We start from the raw sequence: 16,962 nt of genomic DNA, 5'->3' as shown, positions 1-16,962 counted from the left end.
GAACCGCGATGTTCAGGGAGCGGACTATCGCCAACATCCGGGTCGGCAAGACGAAGGTCCGGCCCGACCTGCCGTCGCACGTCCCCGGTGTGAGGGAGGGAAATGAGCCGGGGAGCTACGCCAGCACGCCGGGGCTGCTGGAGGGCGGGAAGGTGACCGCGCGTCGCTCGACCGGGATCAACCCGCACGCGCGCAACCCGATCGACCCGCGCAGCCCGAACCTGCCGCCGCCGTAGTGCGGCGACAGCGCGCCAGTCATGCGGGGAACGTGATGGACGACGTACAGCGCCTGGCCGAGACACTGCTCTATGAGGGCTACATCCTGTGGCCCTACCGGCGCTCGACCACGAAGAACCGGCAGCGCTGGACGATCGGCGGCATCTACCCACGCGCCTACAGCGTCGCCGGTGGGGGCACCGACCGGTGGTGGGTGCAGGCCGAGTGCCTGGTTCGCGGGGCGAAGCCGCGAGTCACGGTCACGCTCCGCTTCCTCCAGGTCGTCGCGCGGCAGGTTGGTCGTTTGGAGACCGACGGCTCGCTGACCGACGTCGACGAATTGCGGGCGGGGGCCGCGCGCTACGTCTCCTGGGAAGAGGCGCGGGAGCACGCGGTCCGCATCGAACCGCGCGATGTCGCCACGCTCGCGGCGCCGTACCGCGTGCCGGTACACATCCCGGCCGGGTCGGATCGGGAGCCGCTGCTGGCCGCGGACGGTGCGGCCGCCGGGGCGCTGGTGCGCCGCTGGGAGGCACTGGATGGGCTCGTGGATGTCGCGGCCGTTCCGGTGCAACCCGAGGTCTTCCGGCTGACCGTGCGATTCGCGAACACGTCGGGCTGGGACGGTACCGAGCGGTCCGGCGCGCTGGCGCGGACGTTCGTCGCGGCGCACGCCATTCTGGAGGTCGACGGCGGCGCGTTCGTCTCGCTCCTCGACCCACCGCCGGAGCTGGCAGCCGCGAGCGCGGCCTGCGAGAACGCCGGCGTCTGGCCGGTCCTGGCGGGCGAGCCGGGAACGGCCCGGACCATGCTCGCCTCGCCCATCATCCTCTACGACTATCCCCGGCTGGCGCCGGAGAGCCCCGGCGACCTGTTCGACGGGACGGAGATCGACCAGCTCCTCCTCCTCAGCATCCTCGGCCTCACCGATGAGGAAAAGGAAGAGATGCGTGCCGCCGACCCTCGGGCGCGGGAGATCCTGGAGCGGACCGAGCGGCTGACGGCCGGCGATTTCGCGCGGCTGCACGGAGCGATCCGCGAGTTCCAGATGCTGCGGCCTGAGCCGGACGTCAGCCCGGCCTTCGCCGCGCTCGAGGCGCCCGCGCCGGAGTGCGTTCGTATCGGGGATGTGGAGGTACGGTCGGGGAGCCGGGTTCGGCTGCGCCCCCGGCCTGGCGGGGACGTCTTCGACCTCGCGCTGGCCGGCAAGATCGCCATCGTGGAGGCCATCGAGCAGGACTACGAGGAGCGCATCCATCTCGCGGTGACGATCGAGGACGACCCGGGTCGCCACCTGGCTCAGGCGGGCGTGCTCGGGCACCGGTTCTACTTCGGGCTCGACGAGGTGGAGCCGCTTGGGCCGGAGGAGGGGCCGCCATGACGCCCCGCATCCTCGTCGCCGGGATCGGCAACATCTTCCTGGGCGACGATGCCTTCGGCGTCGTGGTGGCCCGGCGGCTGGCTCAGCGTTCCCTGGCGGCGGGCGTGGAGGTGCGGGACTTCGGGATTCGCGGCCTCGACCTGGCCTACGCGCTGTCCGACGGCTGCGACGCCGCCATCCTGGTCGACGCGATGCCGCGCGGGGGCGCGCCCGGCACGCTGTACCTGGTCGAGCCGGACTCCCCCGAATCCACCGATGCCGCCGGGCCGGCCCTGGCGGCGCACAGCGTCGATCCGATGGCCGTGCTTGCCCTGGCTCGGACACTCGGCGGATGCCCGTCGCGGCTGTTCGTGCTGGGCTGCGAGCCGGGCCAGGTTGTCCCGACGCCGGATGATCCCGACGGCTTGAGCCCGCCGGTGCGGGCCGCCGTCGACGAGGCAATGACCATGATCGAGTCCCTGCTTGCGCGCCTGCACAGCGGCCGGCCGGCGGTCGCGCCGCCGGCATCGGCGTAGGGAGCTCTTGAGAGGAGCGTGGTGATGGAAGTCCTCCGCGCGCTGCGCAATGTCCTCCTCTTGATCGTCGGCTTGATATTCGTCGGGCTGGTTATCGCGCTGGTGGCGTCGCAGGCGGACGTGCGCCGCTACCTGCGCGTGCGACAGATGTAGAGGCAGCGCGATGCATGAATTGGCCCTGAGTGCCTACCTGCTGGAGTCGGTTGAGGAGCACGCGCGCGAGGCGGGCGCGCTGAGCGTTGTCACGATCAACCTCGTCGTGGGGGAGCGCTCGTGCGTCGAAGATGAGGCGCTGCGATTCTGCTTCGAACTGCTGAGCCCGGGGACGCTGGCGGAGGGGGCGCAGTTGGTGCTGTGGCGGGTGCCGATGCGTTTCTGGTGCAACACCTGCGCCGCCGCATACACGCCGGACTCCGAGAGCTTCCGCTGCCCCCGCTGCGGGACGGTAGGCGGAGTGGTGGACGACGGCACGGACGTGCTCATCGAGAGCCTGGAGATCGAAACATGACGGTGCAGCGGGTCAAGGTGGTGCGCAGTCTCTTCCACGCCAACGATCGGGCTGCCGAGGCGATCCGCGCGCGCTGCGATGCAGCGGGGGTGGTCGCGGTCAACCTGTTGGCCGGGCCGGGCGCCGGGAAGACCAGTCTCATCACGCGCACGATCGCGGCGCTGGCCGGGACGGCGCGCGTCGGTGTCGTCGAGGGGGACATCGCCGGGAGCGTCGACACGGAGCGCGTGCTGGCAGCGGGAGCGGTCGACGCGGTGCAGGTCAACACCGGCGGGGGGTGCCACCTGGAAGCGGGCATGCTGGCGCGCGCCCTGGAGGAGTTGGACCTGGGGGCGTTCGACCTGCTCATGGTTGAGAATGTGGGGAACCTGATCTGCCCCACGCACTGGGATCTCGGCGAGCACGCACGGGTATGCCTCGTGAGCGCGGCCGAGGGGGACGACAAGCCGGTCAAGTACCCGGATGTCTTCGCGCGGAGCGACGCGATTGTGCTCAACAAGATCGACTTGATCGATCTGGTGGACTTCGACCGGGCGCGCTTCTACGAGGCGGTTCGTGCGCTCAACCCGGATGCGCCGGTCTTCGAGGGCTCATGCCGCACCGGCGCCGGGCTCGGAGGCTGGGTCGACTGGCTCCGGGCGCGCCTGGCGTCGCGGGTCGCGGGTGGAGAGGTTGGCTGAGATGTGCATCCCGCTGGTGGCGCGCGTCCGCAGCGTGGGCGATGGCGTGGCCGAGGTCGAACTGATCGAGGGTGACGTCGTCCAGGTCAGCACGGCGCTGTTCCCGGACGTTGCGGCGGGTGCGCACGTCCTGCTGGACCGCGGGTTGATCATCGAGGTGGTGAGCCCGGAGGAAGCCGAGCGCGTACTGTCCTTCTTCGCCGACCTTGCGACGCTCTGGGAAGAGGAGGACGCCCGTGCCTGACGTGACCCCGCGGGTGGAGATGATGCCCGGCGGGCCGGCGCGGGCGATCGTCGGGACGACGCGCTTCATCCGCTATGCGTTCATGCCGAATCGCCTGCGCTACTGCGGGGGCGACGACAACCGCACGCTGTTCGACTACGCGCAGGAGATGGTGCGCGAGCCGCCTCTGGAGCAGATGCTGGCGCGCTTCACCGGCGCGCTGCCGTACCTCCGGCTCATCGCGCGCGAGAACGGTATCCCCGACCCCTTCGACGAGCGGGTCGTGGAGGCGTACTGGATCGGGAACGAGCTGCTGGAGCGGGTCGAGGCAAGGCAACTGTACGACGCGCTGGATGAGCGCTTCGGCAAGCAGCTCCCGCCCCGGCTGCGGGCGTTGGTACTGGGCAAGGCGCCCGCCGGGGCGCGGCCGCACCATACCTTCCACGTCTTCGACGTGCACGCCCGGGTCGGGGAGTTGGAGCACTCGCTGGCGACGATGGACCAGTGCCGCATCAGTTGGGGACGTGTGCGCGCGGTCGATGGCGCTGAGTTGATCGTCGACCGGCAGCCGCTGGTCCTGGCGGCCGGAAAGCTGGCGCTTGGACCGGCCGAGCCGGTGCGGGTGACGCGCCAGGTCGACGGCCGGGGCTTCGCCGACGCGGCCCAGCCGGGCGACTGGGTGTCGCTGCACTGGGGCTGGGTGTGCGAGGTGCTGACGCCGCGCCAGCAGGCCACGCTCGCGCGCTACACCGCCCACCACCTCGCGCTGGCGAGCCAGACGCTGTAGCGAGGGTGTCGGCCCCGCGTCCGATCAAGACGACATGACCTGACGTACCGGGCGCTCTACCATGCCATCACAGAAGGCCCGTAAGTGCCGTGTGATCCTTCGCTGCGTGGCCGATCCGACGCGAGATCCTTCGCTGCGCTCAGGGTGACATAATCGCTCACGTGGGTGCGATCAGGACGAGACACACCCAAGCGATCACCTGCCTCGGGGTAACAGGGTTGGGGCCAGCGGCACCGTGCTGTGCCTGCACCCCTCACCTGCCCTCGGTCAGGCAGGGATGGGGCACCTAGCGGAACAGGTCGCGCTCCGGCTCCATGACGAGCGCGCGGGCGCCGCCGTCGCCGGGCTGGTACGCGTAGCCACGCACGATGGCCACCGGCCGGCGCGCCAACTTACCCATGACCAGCTCCGCGGCCGAGGCGATCTCGTCGGCGACGGCGATCACGGTGGCACGCAGTTCGTATCCCTGGTCGTCGAATTGTCCCCGGTAGTCGACGAGCGGCTCCATCCCGGCCACGCCCACCGCGACGTTCACGATGCCCTTGCGCCAGGGGCGGCCGAATGAGTCGGTGATGATCACGGCGATCTCGACGCCCGCGCGCTCGGCGAGCCCGCGGCGGATGCGCTCGGCCGAGGCGTCCGGGTCGACCGGCAGGAGCGTGACCTGATCCGGGGCGGAGACATTGGAGGCATCCACCGCGGCGTTGGCGCAGACGAAACCGTGTCGCGTCTCGGCGATGATGAGGCCGTTGGCCATGCGCACGATCCGCCGCGCCTCGCGCAGCACCACCTCCACCTGGCGCGGATCCTTGCCGTAGCGCTCCCCCCACTCCCGCGCCAGCGCCGACGGCTCAATCTCGCGGAGGTCGACCAGTCGACCTTCAGCCTTGGAAACCAGCTTCTGGGTCACGACCACGATGTCCCCATCCGCGAGCGTGAGCCCGCTCCGCTCGATGCCCTGGGCGATCAGGTCGGCCAGGTCGTCGCCGGGACGCGCCTCCGGCACGTGGTCGACGCCGATGATCCGGACCTCGGCGTTCATCAGTGCGATGCCTCCTCAGCGCATCGCCGCCCCCTGCGAGGGCTGGCGGCGCCTAGAATCCGTGGGCGGACACCCGTTCGATGGAGATGTGCAGCGTGATCCGTCGCTGGCGACGAAACTCCGCGATCTGCCGCTCGGCCGTCTCGGGGTCGTGGTAGCGATGGGCGAGCGCGGCGATGTCCGCCTGCGCGATCTCCTGGTCGTCGATCAACTCGGCGCGGCCGGTGATGGTCACGTAGCGGTAGCCGTCCTCAACGCAGATCGACACGCGGGGGTCGCGGCGCAGGTTTGCCGGTTTTACCCGCCCCTCCGAGGTGTTCATCATGATGGTGTTGCCGCGCAGCTCATACCACATCACCGACTGGTGCGGCATGCCATCGGGGCCGATGGTGGCGAGCACGGCAAACCGCGGCTCGTTGAGGAATGCGCGGACCGCTTCTGACATCATCCTGGAAGCCTCCTCCTCGTCGTTCGTGTCACGTGGATACGGCGGGCGTACCACGGCGCGATCCCCGATACGCCCCGGGGGTCCTCCGATTTCAACCGATTGTCTCTGCGCATCATTCCGGCCAGCACTAATACGCACCGGCACCCTCGCCCAGGCCGGTGTCTGCCGGCCCTTCCGGGTCACGCACTCTACCAGAAACCGGGCCCGGTCGGGCAGGGGACGTGGACGTGGTTGAGGCATCGCCGGTACCGACGACCGAGGCCCCGACGTGGTAGGGAACGGTCGTGACGATGATGCCGGGGTGGGTCCAGAGGACGGTGCGTAGCCGCCAGGCGGTTTGGTTGTGGAGGGGCAGTTCGTAGAGGTGGGCGGGCACGAACTCGGGCAACACCACCATCAGGGTGTCTCCCTTTTCGGCGTGGAGTTGCTCAATGAACGTCACCAGCGGGCCGACGAGTTCGCGGTATGGCGACTCGACGATGACGAGGGGGAGGTCGATCTCCGCGTCGCGCCACTGTTGGCGAAGCTGCTCGGCCTCAACCGGGTCGCTGGTGACATGCACCGCCGTGACGTCCGCGGTGATCGCGCGGGCGAAGTCGAGCGCGCGGATCGTCGCGCGGTTGTACCCGGCGATGGGCACCACCGCCGCCAGCGGTCCTGGCCAGGATGGCCGCTCGGACGCGGCCGGCTCGGCTGGGACGGCGAGCTGGGCGGCGACCCGCTCGTAGTGGGCGTGGATCCTGGTCAGTAGCCAGATGAGCAGGGGCTGGATGCAGATCACGATCCAGGCACCGGACAGAAACTTGGTCGCGATGATGATGAGGGTCACGACGCCGGTGACGGCGGCGCCGGTCCCGTTGATCAGCATACCGATGGTGCGGTGACGGCCGGGTGGCTCGCGGCGCCACCAGCGGTACGTCATGCTGGCCTGGGACAGGGTGAAGGCGGTGAAGACACCGACCGCGTACAGCGGGATCAGGGCATTGACGTTGGCGTGGAAGATCACCACCAGTACCGCGGCGGCGAGCCCCAGGGCGATGATGCCGTTCGAGAAGGCCAGGCGATCCCCGCGGTAACGGAACTGGGTGGGTAGGTAGCGGTCCCGTGCCATGAACGAGGCGAGGCGGGGGAAGTCGGCGAAGCTCGTGTTCGCGGCCAGGAACAGAATGCCCGCCGTCGTTGCCTGGATGTAGAGGTAGAAGGGTGAGTCGTCGACGACGGTGCGTGCGAGCTGCGAGAGGATGGTCTGATCCTCGCTCGGCGTGAGGTGGAAGTGGTAGGAGAGCACGGTGATGCCGAGGAAGAGCGAGCCGAGGATCGCCACCATCCAGCCGAGGGTACGTGCGGCGTTCTTCGCCTCGGGCGGCTGGAAGACGGGCACACCGTCCGAGATCGCCTCAACGCCGGTCAGCGCCGTGCAGCCGGAGGAGAAGGCCCGCAGGATGAGGAAGAGGGTGATCCCCTGCTGCGCCGGTGGGACAGGATGGCTCGCCGGGTGCGGCTCGAACAGGCCGAACCAGGCGGCGCCAATGCCCAGCGGGATCAGGATCGCCATGCCGGCGATGAAGAGGTAGGTAGGCACGGCGAAGAGCGAGCCGCTCTCCCGGATGCCGCGCAGGTTGCCGATCACCAGAGCCAGGATGGCCAGCACGGCGATTTCGACCCGGTACGGTTTTAGTCCGGGCGCGGCCGAGGTGATGGCGGCGACGCCCGAGGAGATGCTCACCGCGACCGTCAGGGTGTAGTCGATCAGCAGCGAGGTCCCGGCGACCAGGGCCGGGCCGGTGCCGAGGTTGTCCTTGGTCACGATGTAGGAGCCGCCGCCCTGGGGATAGGCGAAGATCGTCTGGCGGTACGAAAAGCCGACGATGACGAGCAGCGCGGCGATGGCAAGTCCGATCGGGATGACATAGCCGTACGCTGCCGCACCGGCGAGGACGAGGATGAGCAGGATCTCCTCGGTGGCATAGGCCGTTGAGGAGATGGCGTCCGAGCTGAGGATCGCCAGCGCCTTTGCCTTGGTCAGGCGCTCATGCGCTTCCTGGGCAGTGCGCAGTGGTGGGCCGATGATCAGCCGACGGAGCTGGCGGTAGAACCGCCCGATGCCGCTGCCGGGCTCGGTCGGTTCGGCCACGACGTAGCGCGGCTCGGCCGAGCGGGGGCGCAGGTCGGTGGAGCGGACGACGCGGATGTACCGATCCCCCGGATGCGTGCCGCGGACCGTCTTCTTGACCGGCACGCCCGACGCGGGTTCCTGGTTTCCGGTTTCGTGCGGCTCCTGCTCGCTCGTAGGACGTGTCTCCCCCATGCGGTCTGCAATACCGAGGGCAGATGATAGCAGAGGGCGTGCCCCAATGCATCCCCGCGGATGGCCCCGGACGGCTCAGTCGCCGGTCCAGGGGTGTGCCGGGATCGGCCGCCCCGCCGGCTCGCTCTCGTCCTGGGACCATTCGCCGTAGTAGACGTGGATGTGTTCCGACGAGGTCAGTTCGGGCAACTCCGGCGGGCTGGCGTCATGGCTGACCAGGCTCGCGTAGCGGCCCCGGTAGAACAGGAGCGGCCGCCCCTCCGGGTCGTCCACCCGCAGGCCGACCACCCGTCCCACGACCATGATGTGGTCGCCGCCGTCCAGGATCTCGGCCACACGGCAACTGATGCCGCCGAGCGAACCGACGAGGTAGGGAACGCCCGCCCACTCCGCGAAGCGGTGCTCGGGTGGGGTAGCCGGGCGCCAGGAGCGCGCGAAAAAGCGTGACAGCGGCTCCTGCGTGTCGCGCAGGATGTTGACGCAGAACGCCCGCGCCGTCTGAACGTAGCGCGCCGTGCGCGCGCGGCGATCGATGGCGACCACGATCAACGGCGGGTCGAGCGAGAGTGACATCACGGCGTTGGCCGTCATGCCATGGACGCCCTCGTCGCAGTAGAGCGAGATGACCGTAACACCGGTGGCCAGATGGCCCAGCGTGCGCCGAAACGCAAGCTGGTCGACCTCGCTCCCGGCTCGGTCGGCCGGAGCCTGCGCGGCCGGTTCCATGCGTCCTGAGGGGTCCATTCTGCGCTACTCTCCTCCTTGCTGATGTGGCTAGCGGCGCATCCGCCGCGATACGCGGCTGACGGTCAGCACCAGCGTCGTCAGCGCCACCAGACCGGCGAGCGCGATGCGCGTGTAGTCCACGATCGGGAAGAACTCCGCGCGCTCGCCGGTAACGTCGATGAAGCCGACCGGACGTGCCTGCACGCCGCCCCCGGCACCACCGCCACCGCCGCTCCCCTGGCCCTGGCCGTCCGGAGCGCTACCCGAGCCGGCGCCCGCACCGAGCCCGAAACCGTAGCGTACCTCCGACACCGGAATCACCGTGCGTCCCGCGGCTTCGTACGCCGGACCGAAGACCAGTTGCGAGCCGGCTGAGCTGGTGATGTGTTCGACCACCGAGCGGGCGAGGTCGTTGATCGTCGACGAAATCTCCATGATGCCACTCCCTCGACGTTCCCTGGATGCAGGGACAACCCGCGTGTCCGGCCGCGTGCGGTACGTGACCGGTTCGACACCCATCTTACTCCCCTGGTCCGCGCGCCGCAGCCCGCGTGTCGAGTGGCCGGTTACAATAGCCACAGGAGCCACAGGCGCGGTTCCGGAGTGGAGGGAAGAGGCCATGACATCCATCGGCACGATCGTCGTTCCTCTCGACGGTTCGCAACTCGCGGAGGCGGCCCTTCCCTACGCAGCGGCGCTGGCGCGGGCCACGGGCGCCGGGATCGTGCTGCTGCGGGTCATCGAGGAGATGCGGCCCTACTACGACGAACGGCGGCGGGAAGTGGTGTGGATCGATCCCATGAACCCGCGCCAGGAGCTCCTGTCCCCGGAGTTGTTGGGGGCCGCGGTTCAGCGTCTGGCCGGACTCGGCTTGCAAGCCCAGACGATCGTGCGGCTGGGTGACCCGCGCAAGGAGATCCTGGCCGAGGCCGAGCAGCACGCGGACCCGGTGATCGTGCTGGCGAGCCACGGGCGCGGCGGGCTGGGTCGGGTGCTGCTGGGGAGCGTCGCGACCCGGGTGCTGCAACTGTCGACCTGCCCCGTCCTCGTGGTCCGCGCGCGTGAGACGGACGAGCAGCCGGCTCACGTCGACTTTGCCCGGATCGCGGTGCCGCTCGACGGGTCGCGCGAGGCCGAGCAGGCCTTGCCGATCGCACGGGATCTCGCGCGTGCCACCGGCGCGACGCTCCACCTCGTGCGCGTGGCCGAGACCTTCCGGCACGAATTGCCCGACGATCCGGGGTCCATTCTCCGCACGCCCTCGTACGAAGCGATCCTGGAGCGCTTCGATCAGTTGGAAGCCGAGGCCCGTGAGTATCTGGAGGCGACCGCGTCGCAACTTCGCGAGCAAGGGTTCCGGGTGACGGTCGAGGTGCGCAGCGGCGATCCCTGGGACGAGCTGCTGGACTACACCCGCACGTCTCAGCCGGACCTGATGGTGATGACCACCCACGGTCGAGGGGGCGTGGCGCGCTGGTTCTTCGGCAGCGTCGCCGACCGGCTGTTGACGCATGCCCACGTGCCGCTGCTCATGATTCGCGTGCAAGCGCCCGGCCGACAGTGAACTCGTGTCGACAAGGTTTCCGCAGCGTGATGCGTGCCCCGGGGTATGAGCGGTGTGAGGTTCCCCACGTGAGGACCCTCACGCCGTCGTCAGTGCCCGGGGCTAAAGCCGCCTGGCTGACAACGAACGCCCGCTGAAGCGGGCTGGTACTCACTTGGTCTCAAGTTCGCATGATACGGTGTTCGCCGCTCGGTGCGTGTGCGGGGACAGAGTGGGTTTGACGAATAGCGTAAATGCACGCGCCGGGATGGTCGGACCCGTATCATCTGAGTGTCAGCCGTGCGCAGCCCAGCCCGCTTTAACGGCGGGTACCTTTTCCCGGCGTGCAGTCCCTGCCTGGGGCTACACCCTCCGGTAGCTGGGGCTGAGGACGGCGACGCTGCCGATGATGCTGGCGAGGAGTAGCCCGGCGACACCGATCGTGATCGGCCCGCCGAAGTGGTCGACCAGCCACGAGATCGGTACGGTGCCGAGCGGCATCATGGCGAAGGTCATCATGTAGAGGCTCATGACCCGGCCATGGAACTCATGCTCGGTGTGGTGCATGATCAGCGTCGAATTCAGCGTGGAGTAGCCTGACGACGCCGCTCCGGCGACCGCGATCGCGGCCAGCGCCAGCGGGAACGACCCGCCGAGGGCGAAAACGGCGAGTGCCAGGCCGAATACCAGGCCGAGCGAGAGCTGCACGAGGCCTTTCCGTCCCAGCCCGGTCGCGCTGGCGACGCCGAGCGACCCGACGAGCGCCCCGAGCCCGTTGGCGGCCATGAGCATTCCGAGGCCCTCGGAGCCGACTTTGTACACGTCGATCGCGAAGACCGGCATGATCTGGACGTACGGCAAGCCCAGGAGGACCGGCACCGTGGCGAGCCCGAGCAGCATCCGCAGGACCGGGTGCCGCCACACGTAGCGGAGTCCCGCCTTCAGTTCGGATAGGCCGGCCCCACGCGCGGTGCGGGCGGGGCGACCCGGCGGCAGCATGAGGAGCATCAGGATCACGATGACGTACATCGATGCCATCAAGGCGAAGATGCCGCCGGCTCCAATGAACGGGACTGCGATCAGGGACCCGGCCAGGGCCGGGCCCACCACGCGGCTCATGTTCATCCCGGCGTTGTTGAGCGCGATCGCGTTCATCAGGCGGGCAGGGGAGACGAGCTCGGCGATGAATGCCTGCCGCGCCGGCATGTTGAAGGCGAACGCGACGCCCTGGATCGCGGACACGGCGATCAAGTGCCAGACCTCAATGGCGCCGGTGATAACAAGGACCGCGTTGATCACCGCGGCCAGCCCGATCGTGCTCTGTGTGAAGAAGAGGACGGTGCGTTTGGGCATCCGGTCGGCGACGACGCCGCCGATGAGGGCGAAGACGAGCATCGGAACCCCAGAACCGGCTGAGATCCAGCCGAGGGCGGTCGCCTCGCCCGAGATGCTGTAGGCTACGTAGCCTACCGCGACCTGGCCCATCTGCATGGCCAGCATAGAGGGGAGCATGCCCAACCAGAGGATACGGTAGGGCCGCTCGCGGAACGCGGCGAAGGGTCCCTGACGCTCCGCGACCACAGCCCCGGCGTCGCTGGCCGGGGCTATCGTCTCGGACGCGTGTCTCCTGACTGCCAAGCGTGTACTCTCCCGAGTGACGCGGGGCCCGAGCGTTCGGCCCGGCCCCTGGCGTACCTTTCAATGTACCAGAGTTGCGACCGATGCGCCAGTACCTGAACATCGTCTTCCGGTGCCTCGGCGCCTGACGTTGTTGCCATGATTCGCGTCCGGTAGCACGATGCCCTGCGGTTCGCACTGGGTGCTGAGATCGGCGTGTGGGAGCTGGCTCGATTGGCCGGCGCTCGTGATCTGCGGTGCGCTCTCGATCGGCGCGACCTTCGCAGACGCCGTCGGTGCGCTTACCGCGCAGGGATTATGCGCTGCGCGGCGGGTCACCGCGGCACTCCGCAGGGGTTCGTGAGGTGAGGGGAGGATCGCATGCGAGACCGCAGGCGGCCGATGATCGCGGTGCGCGTCGCCGACGTGGCCGCGAGCCTCCGTTTTTACGTGGACACGCTGGGATGTGATCTGGTGCGGCACGACACCGGGGCGGACCTAGCGGTGGTGGACGCGGCGGGGTACGCGATCTTGCTCGCCGGCCCGGCTGCAGGGGACATAACCCATGAGCTGCGTCCCGAGGGGGAGGTGGTGAAACCCGGCGGGAGTGTCCACCTCGTCGTCGGCGATCTGGATGCCCGCCGGGCGATGCTCGCCGAGCGCGGGGTGATGGCGACGCTCATCGAGCGACCTTGGGGCGACCGGCACCTGCAGGTAACCGATCCCGACGGGTACACCGTGGTCTTCTGGACCATCGTCGAGCGGCCCCCCGAGGAATTGCTGAATCTCTACGCGTCCGGTGTCGACGCACTGGAGCGGGCGCTGGAAGGGCTGAGCGAGGCGGACCTGGATCTGGCGCGGGAGCCGGGCGCATGGACGATCCGGCAGATCGTGCATCACCTGGCGGATGCAGAAGCGATGGCGCTGGGGGGACCGAAGTTCGCGCTTGCGGAGCCGGGGCGCGTGTATCATGGAAACCGATACAGCCAGGATGTGTGGGCTGAGTGTCTCGACTACACCGGGCGGGAAATCGGCCCGTCCGTCGCGCTCTTCACGGCGATCCGTGCGCACATGCTCCAACTGGTGCGCCGCTTGCCGGATGCGTTGGAGCGCCACACGGTCGATGCGTCCGGGAGGCCATCGCCGCCGGTCGGCCGCATCCTTGGGATGCTCGCCAGCCACGCGCTGGATCACATCGAGGAGATCAACGAGACGCGGCGGCGACACGGCCGTTGACGCGTCGTCGGAGTGGTCAGCCCGCCGGTTTCATAATCGGGTTGCGTCAGACGTCGCCGTTTACGACACTAGTGCCCGCTGCGATTGCCGCGGCGGGCAGGGTGCAATGAGGTGGAGATGATTGGAGGATCTGGTCCAGTGCGGCATGATCAATGGTTCGGGAGACGACTCGATCGCCGGACACTGCTGAGGCTGGCTGGCGGTGCGGTGCTGGCGGTGCCGGCTGCGTCGCTGCTCGCCGGCTGCGGTGCGGGATCGGACGGCGGCGGCGGGACGTCGGTGACCTCGACTCCGGACCAGGCCACCCAGTCCACGGGGGCGGAACCACGTCGGGGCGGAACCCTGCGCGTGGCCCTGACTGGTGAGCCACCGAACCTCGACCTGCACCAGACCACCGATTCGATCGTCCTCCTCGTGACCGGGCACGTCTACGAGACGCTCTTCACCTGGGACGAGCGCTACGAGCCGGTCCCGATGCTGGCCGAGTCGCACGAGGTGACCGACGGCGGGCGTCGGATCCTGGTTCGCCTGCGCCAGGGCGTTCCGTTCCACAACGGCGAGGAGATGCGGGCCGAGGATGTGATCGCGTCGATCGAGCGCTGGGGACGCATCGTCGGCCTGGGTCAGGGCCTGATGGCCGTGACCGAGTCACTGACGGCGGTCGACCCCTACGCCGTTGAATTCCGGCTGCGCGAGCCGTTCGGCACCTTCCCGACGGCGCTCTCGCGGGCGCTCCAGGGCTGCGCGATCTACCCGAAGTCGGTGCTGGAACGGTCGGACGACACCAAGCTGGCGGAGTTCGTGGGCACCGGGCCGTACCGCTTCGTCGAGTGGCAGCCCGACCGGCACATCCTCCTGGAGCGCTTCGACGGCTACGCCAACCCGCCGGGTGAGACGAACGGCTATGCGGGCCACAAGGGGCAGTACCTCGACGAGATCGAGTTCATTCCGGTGCCGAACGAGGCGTCGCGCGTCGCCGGGCTGCGCTCGGGGGACTATCACTACCTGGAGACGATCAGCACCGACCATTACCCCACGCTGAAGGACGACCCGGCCGTCGCGGTGGATATGCTGCCGCCCGATACCTGGCTCAACATCGTGCTCAACCTGCGTTCGCCGATCACCAGCGACCTCCAGATCCGGCGCGCGATCCAGCTCGCGCTCGACCACGAGCCGATCCTCCAGGCCGCGTTCGGTGAGGGCTTTTACGAGCTGACTCCGACGCTGCTGCCCGGCGCGGCCGCCTGGTACTCCGACGCCGGGGCCGACCGGTTCAACCCGCGGAAGCCGGACGAGGCGCGGCGGCTGCTGGAGTCCTCCAGCTACGACGGATCCCCGCTGCGGGTGCTGACGACCCAGGAGATCCAGCAGGAGTACAACGCCACCGTCGTCTTCAAGCAGCAACTGGAGCAAGTCGGCTTCACCGTCGATCTCCAGGTCTACGACGGCGCCACCCTGAGCGACCGGCGCAACGACGAGGAGGCGTGGGAGGCGTACACGGCGCTCGCGAGCTTCCGGCCGGACCCGGTGCTGCGCAACCTGACCTGCTCGGCGACCGGGTGGTGGTGCACGCCGGAGAAAGACGAGCTGCTGGCGCAATTGCAGACCGAGTCGGACTTCGAGAAGCGGGTCGAGATCTGGGCGCAGGTGCAGCAGCGCTTCTACGAGGAGGTGCCGCGGCTGAAGATCGGTGACAGCCGCCGGATCCTCGTGCGCTCGCCGCAGCTCCAGGGCATCGGTCCGACCGAGTTGCAGCCTGACTTCTCCAACGCCTGGCTGGAGACATGATCGCCTACGTGCTCCGGCGTATCCTCTTGCTGGTGCCGATCGCGCTCGTGGTCGGCACCGTCGCCTTCCTGTTGTTGCACGTCATCCCGGGCGACCCGGCTGCGGTCATGCTCGGCCCCGAGGCGACGCCGGAGCAGGTGGCGGCACTGCGCGAGCGGATGGGGCTGGACGAGCCGCTGGCGGTGCAGTACCCGCGCTGGCTGGCGCGCCTCGCCCGGCTCGACTTCGGCACCTCAATCTTCCTCGATAAGCCGGTGACCGAGGCGATTCGGGAGCGCGTCGCGCCGACGACGCAACTGGCGCTGTACGCCCTCCTGATCGCGGTCGCCGTCGGCATCCCGGCCGGGGTCGTCGCCGCGCTGCACCAGGATCGGCTGCTCGATCGTGCGCTGATGCTCTTCGCCATCAGCGGCACCGCGATCGCCGACTTCTTCCTGGCAATCCTGCTGATCCTGCTCTTCTCGGTGACCTTGCGCTGGCTGCCGTCCGGCGGCTACGTCGAGTTCAGCGCCGACCCAGTGGGGCACTTCCGGTCGATGGTGCTCCCGGCCATGGCACTCGGGCTGTCGATCGCCGGCCTCCCGGCGCGACTGGTGCGATCAACACTGCTGGAAGTGTTGCGAGAGGACTACATCCGGACCGCGACCGCCAAGGGGCTCGACCTGGAGGCGGTCGCCTTCCGTCATGCGCTGCGCAACGCGCTGCTGCCAACGGTCACGGTCCTGGGCTACGTGCTCGGCGACCTGCTCGGCGGTGCGGTGGTGGTGGAGACGGTCTTCGGGCTGCCGGGCATGGGACAACTGGTGGTCAACAGCATCGCCCGGCGCGATTTCCCGGTGATCCAGGGGGTCGTCATGGTCTTCGCCGGGATCTACCTCCTGTGCAACCTCCTGGTCGACGTGCTCTACGTCTACCTCGACCCGAGGGTGCGCTATGCCGGCGGGTAGAGCGGGCGCGGTCGCCCGGGCCAGGCTGCGCTCGCGCCCGCGCGGCTGGCGCGCGACCTACGTCCGAGACCGGCGGCGCTCCTGGTACCGTGTGCTGCTCTCCTCACGGGTGGCCGTGCTGGCACTGGCCTTTCTCATCGGCGTCGTGCTGTTGGCGGTGTTGGCGCCCTATGTGGCGCCGGCCGATCCCGAGGTGGCCAACCCGGCCGTGCGACTGCGAGGGCCGTCGTCGGAGCACTGGCTCGGGACCGACGATCTGGGGCGCGACGTCTTCAGCCGCCTGCTCTACGGTGGGCGGATCTCTCTCCTGGTCGGCGCCAGCGTCACTGCGGTCGCGGTGGTCGCCGGTGCCGCGATCGGCCTGCTGGCGGGGTATTTCTCGTGGCTCGACGGGCTCCTGATGCGGGTGCTGGACGGGGTCATGGCCTTCCCTGGGGTCTTGCTCGCCATCGCTATCGTCGTAAGCCTCGGGCCGGGCGTCGACAGCGTGGTCATCGCCCTGGCACTGGTGTACACCCCGGTGGTGGCCCGCCTGATCCGCAGCACGACGCTCGTCATCAAGCGGATGCCCTACGTGGAGGCGGCCCGCTGCGTCGGGCTGTCGAACGGGGCGATCCTGTGGCGCTATGTCCTGGCCAATTCGGTGTCCCCGCTGATCGTGCAGGCCACCTTCATCGTCGCCTACGCCATCCTGGCCGAGGCGTCACTCTCGTTCCTTGGCGCGAGCGTCAACCCGGAAGCGCCGACCTGGGGGAACATGCTGCGCGATGGTCAGCGGCTCCTCTCGCGCGCCTGGTGGGTGGCGGTCGTCCCCGGGACGATGCTGTTCGTCACCGTCTTCGCGCTCAACCTCCTGGGCGACCTGCTCCGTGACGCGCTTGATCCCCGGTCGCAGGAGCGCCGGGAGGATGCGGTGGTGAAGTAGGGGGTTTCTACCCCTCACCCCCAACCCCCTCTCCCACAAGGGGAGAGGGGGCGACACCCCTCACCCCTACCC

At 69.0% G+C, this 16,962-nt stretch carries 19 protein-coding genes; 13 read left to right on the top strand and 6 right to left on the bottom strand.

Annotated elements, in window-relative coordinates; genetic code table 11:
* Nucleotides 1–8 precede the first annotated feature (8 nt).
* Genes IRZ30_RS02765 through IRZ30_RS02730 form a run of 8 tightly spaced genes read left to right on the top strand, consistent with a single transcriptional unit; the run spans nucleotide 9 to nucleotide 4,310 of the window.
* Nucleotides 9–236, top strand: a complete 228-nt coding sequence (locus tag IRZ30_RS02765; RefSeq protein ID WP_294082676.1) for a hypothetical protein — start codon at nucleotides 9–11, stop codon at nucleotides 234–236.
* A gap of 35 nt (nucleotides 237–271) precedes the next feature.
* A complete protein-coding gene (locus tag IRZ30_RS02760; RefSeq protein ID WP_294082674.1) occupies nucleotides 272–1,597 on the top strand; it encodes a hypothetical protein in 1,326 nt (441 codons plus the stop codon).
* Nucleotides 1,594–2,112, top strand: a complete 519-nt coding sequence (locus IRZ30_RS02755) for a hydrogenase maturation protease (RefSeq protein WP_294082672.1) — start codon at nucleotides 1,594–1,596, stop codon at nucleotides 2,110–2,112. Before IRZ30_RS02760 ends, IRZ30_RS02755 begins: the two co-directional genes overlap by 4 nt.
* A gap of 24 nt (nucleotides 2,113–2,136) precedes the next feature.
* Entirely contained in the window at nucleotides 2,137–2,265 is a 129-nt protein-coding gene (locus tag IRZ30_RS02750; protein ID WP_294082670.1) for a hypothetical protein, read from the top strand.
* 10 nt (nucleotides 2,266–2,275) lie between these two features.
* Nucleotides 2,276–2,620, top strand: a complete 345-nt coding sequence (gene hypA / locus IRZ30_RS02745; protein WP_294082669.1) for a hydrogenase maturation nickel metallochaperone HypA — start codon at nucleotides 2,276–2,278, stop codon at nucleotides 2,618–2,620.
* Entirely contained in the window at nucleotides 2,617–3,300 is a 684-nt protein-coding gene (gene hypB, locus IRZ30_RS02740; RefSeq protein WP_294082668.1) for a hydrogenase nickel incorporation protein HypB, read from the top strand. Before hypA ends, hypB begins: the two co-directional genes overlap by 4 nt.
* A 1-nt stretch (nucleotide 3,301) precedes the next feature.
* Nucleotides 3,302–3,544, top strand: coding sequence for a HypC/HybG/HupF family hydrogenase formation chaperone (locus IRZ30_RS02735; RefSeq protein ID WP_294082666.1), 243 nt, complete (start codon nucleotides 3,302–3,304; stop codon nucleotides 3,542–3,544).
* Nucleotides 3,537–4,310 (top strand): DUF6390 family protein, encoded by a 774-nt coding sequence (locus tag IRZ30_RS02730; protein WP_294082664.1) that lies wholly within the window; start codon nucleotides 3,537–3,539, stop codon nucleotides 4,308–4,310. The genes IRZ30_RS02735 and IRZ30_RS02730 overlap by 8 nt, the downstream gene beginning before the upstream one ends.
* Nucleotides 4,311–4,596: 286 nt before the next feature.
* Here the strand turns inward: IRZ30_RS02730 and cofE are convergent, their stop codons facing one another.
* From cofE to IRZ30_RS02705, 5 genes are all read right to left on the bottom strand, one after another.
* On the bottom strand, nucleotides 4,597–5,352 hold the full coding sequence (gene cofE, locus IRZ30_RS02725; RefSeq protein ID WP_294082662.1) for a coenzyme F420-0:L-glutamate ligase: 756 nt from the start codon (nucleotides 5,350–5,352) through the stop codon (nucleotides 4,597–4,599).
* Nucleotides 5,353–5,404: 52 nt separating this feature from the next.
* Entirely contained in the window at nucleotides 5,405–5,800 is a 396-nt protein-coding gene (locus tag IRZ30_RS02720) for a PPOX class F420-dependent oxidoreductase (protein WP_294082660.1), read from the bottom strand.
* A gap of 127 nt (nucleotides 5,801–5,927) precedes the next feature.
* On the bottom strand, nucleotides 5,928–8,039 hold the full coding sequence (locus tag IRZ30_RS02715; protein WP_294082658.1) for an APC family permease: 2,112 nt from the start codon (nucleotides 8,037–8,039) through the stop codon (nucleotides 5,928–5,930).
* 144 nt (nucleotides 8,040–8,183) lie between these two features.
* The gene (locus IRZ30_RS02710) at nucleotides 8,184–8,852 is read right to left on the bottom strand and encodes a flavin reductase family protein (protein WP_294082656.1); all 669 of its coding nucleotides are present in this window, start codon (nucleotides 8,850–8,852) and stop codon (nucleotides 8,184–8,186) included.
* 30 nt (nucleotides 8,853–8,882) lie between these two features.
* Nucleotides 8,883–9,269, bottom strand: a complete 387-nt coding sequence (locus IRZ30_RS02705; protein ID WP_294082655.1) for a spore germination protein GerW family protein — start codon at nucleotides 9,267–9,269, stop codon at nucleotides 8,883–8,885.
* A 184-nt stretch (nucleotides 9,270–9,453) separates the two neighbouring features.
* On the opposite strand from IRZ30_RS02705, the gene IRZ30_RS02700 reads away from it, so the two are divergent.
* Entirely contained in the window at nucleotides 9,454–10,398 is a 945-nt protein-coding gene (locus IRZ30_RS02700; RefSeq protein WP_294082653.1) for a universal stress protein, read from the top strand.
* Between the two features lie 342 nt (nucleotides 10,399–10,740).
* On the opposite strand, the gene IRZ30_RS02695 is transcribed toward IRZ30_RS02700, so the two are convergent.
* Nucleotides 10,741–12,015, bottom strand: coding sequence for an MFS transporter (locus IRZ30_RS02695; protein WP_294082651.1), 1,275 nt, complete (start codon nucleotides 12,013–12,015; stop codon nucleotides 10,741–10,743).
* A gap of 360 nt (nucleotides 12,016–12,375) precedes the next feature.
* Between IRZ30_RS02695 and IRZ30_RS02690 the strand changes: the two genes are divergently transcribed.
* From IRZ30_RS02690 to IRZ30_RS02675, 4 genes are all read left to right on the top strand, one after another.
* The gene (locus IRZ30_RS02690; protein WP_294082650.1) at nucleotides 12,376–13,230 is read left to right on the top strand and encodes a DinB family protein; all 855 of its coding nucleotides are present in this window, start codon (nucleotides 12,376–12,378) and stop codon (nucleotides 13,228–13,230) included.
* Nucleotides 13,231–13,368: 138 nt separating this feature from the next.
* Nucleotides 13,369–15,018, top strand: a complete 1,650-nt coding sequence (locus IRZ30_RS02685) for an ABC transporter substrate-binding protein (RefSeq protein ID WP_294082649.1) — start codon at nucleotides 13,369–13,371, stop codon at nucleotides 15,016–15,018.
* A complete protein-coding gene (locus IRZ30_RS02680) occupies nucleotides 15,015–15,965 on the top strand; it encodes an ABC transporter permease (protein WP_294082648.1) in 951 nt (316 codons plus the stop codon). Before IRZ30_RS02685 ends, IRZ30_RS02680 begins: the two co-directional genes overlap by 4 nt.
* Nucleotides 15,952–16,890, top strand: coding sequence for an ABC transporter permease (locus IRZ30_RS02675; protein WP_294082647.1), 939 nt, complete (start codon nucleotides 15,952–15,954; stop codon nucleotides 16,888–16,890). The genes IRZ30_RS02680 and IRZ30_RS02675 overlap by 14 nt, the downstream gene beginning before the upstream one ends.
* Nucleotides 16,891–16,962: the final 72 nt, after the last annotated feature.

This window comes from Sphaerobacter sp. (assembly GCF_019683595.1).
Taxonomy (GTDB): Bacteria; Chloroflexota; Chloroflexia; order Thermomicrobiales; family Thermomicrobiaceae; genus Sphaerobacter.
This window is presented reverse-complemented; position numbering and strand designations above follow the sequence as displayed.

Excerpts from the sequence above, each read along its gene's own strand:
- IRZ30_RS02765 (WP_294082676.1), top strand. The coding sequence starts at position 9 with ATGTTCAGGGAGCGGACTATCGCCAACATCCGGGTCGGCAAGACGAAG.
- IRZ30_RS02760 (WP_294082674.1), top strand. The coding sequence starts at position 272 with ATGGACGACGTACAGCGCCTGGCCGAGACACTGCTCTATGAGGGCTAC.
- IRZ30_RS02755 (WP_294082672.1), top strand. The coding sequence starts at position 1,594 with ATGACGCCCCGCATCCTCGTCGCCGGGATCGGCAACATCTTCCTGGGC.
- IRZ30_RS02750 (WP_294082670.1), top strand. The coding sequence starts at position 2,137 with ATGGAAGTCCTCCGCGCGCTGCGCAATGTCCTCCTCTTGATCGTCGGC.
- hypA (WP_294082669.1), top strand. The coding sequence starts at position 2,276 with ATGCATGAATTGGCCCTGAGTGCCTACCTGCTGGAGTCGGTTGAGGAG.
- hypB (WP_294082668.1), top strand. The coding sequence starts at position 2,617 with ATGACGGTGCAGCGGGTCAAGGTGGTGCGCAGTCTCTTCCACGCCAAC.
- IRZ30_RS02735 (WP_294082666.1), top strand. The coding sequence starts at position 3,302 with ATGTGCATCCCGCTGGTGGCGCGCGTCCGCAGCGTGGGCGATGGCGTG.
- cofE (WP_294082662.1), bottom strand. The coding sequence starts at position 5,352 with ATGAACGCCGAGGTCCGGATCATCGGCGTCGACCACGTGCCGGAGGCG.
- IRZ30_RS02720 (WP_294082660.1), bottom strand. The coding sequence starts at position 5,800 with ATGATGTCAGAAGCGGTCCGCGCATTCCTCAACGAGCCGCGGTTTGCC.
- IRZ30_RS02710 (WP_294082656.1), bottom strand. The coding sequence starts at position 8,852 with ATGGACCCCTCAGGACGCATGGAACCGGCCGCGCAGGCTCCGGCCGAC.
- IRZ30_RS02705 (WP_294082655.1), bottom strand. The coding sequence starts at position 9,269 with ATGGAGATTTCGTCGACGATCAACGACCTCGCCCGCTCGGTGGTCGAA.
- IRZ30_RS02700 (WP_294082653.1), top strand. The coding sequence starts at position 9,454 with ATGACATCCATCGGCACGATCGTCGTTCCTCTCGACGGTTCGCAACTC.
- IRZ30_RS02690 (WP_294082650.1), top strand. The coding sequence starts at position 12,376 with ATGCGAGACCGCAGGCGGCCGATGATCGCGGTGCGCGTCGCCGACGTG.
- IRZ30_RS02680 (WP_294082648.1), top strand. The coding sequence starts at position 15,015 with ATGATCGCCTACGTGCTCCGGCGTATCCTCTTGCTGGTGCCGATCGCG.
- IRZ30_RS02675 (WP_294082647.1), top strand. The coding sequence starts at position 15,952 with ATGCCGGCGGGTAGAGCGGGCGCGGTCGCCCGGGCCAGGCTGCGCTCG.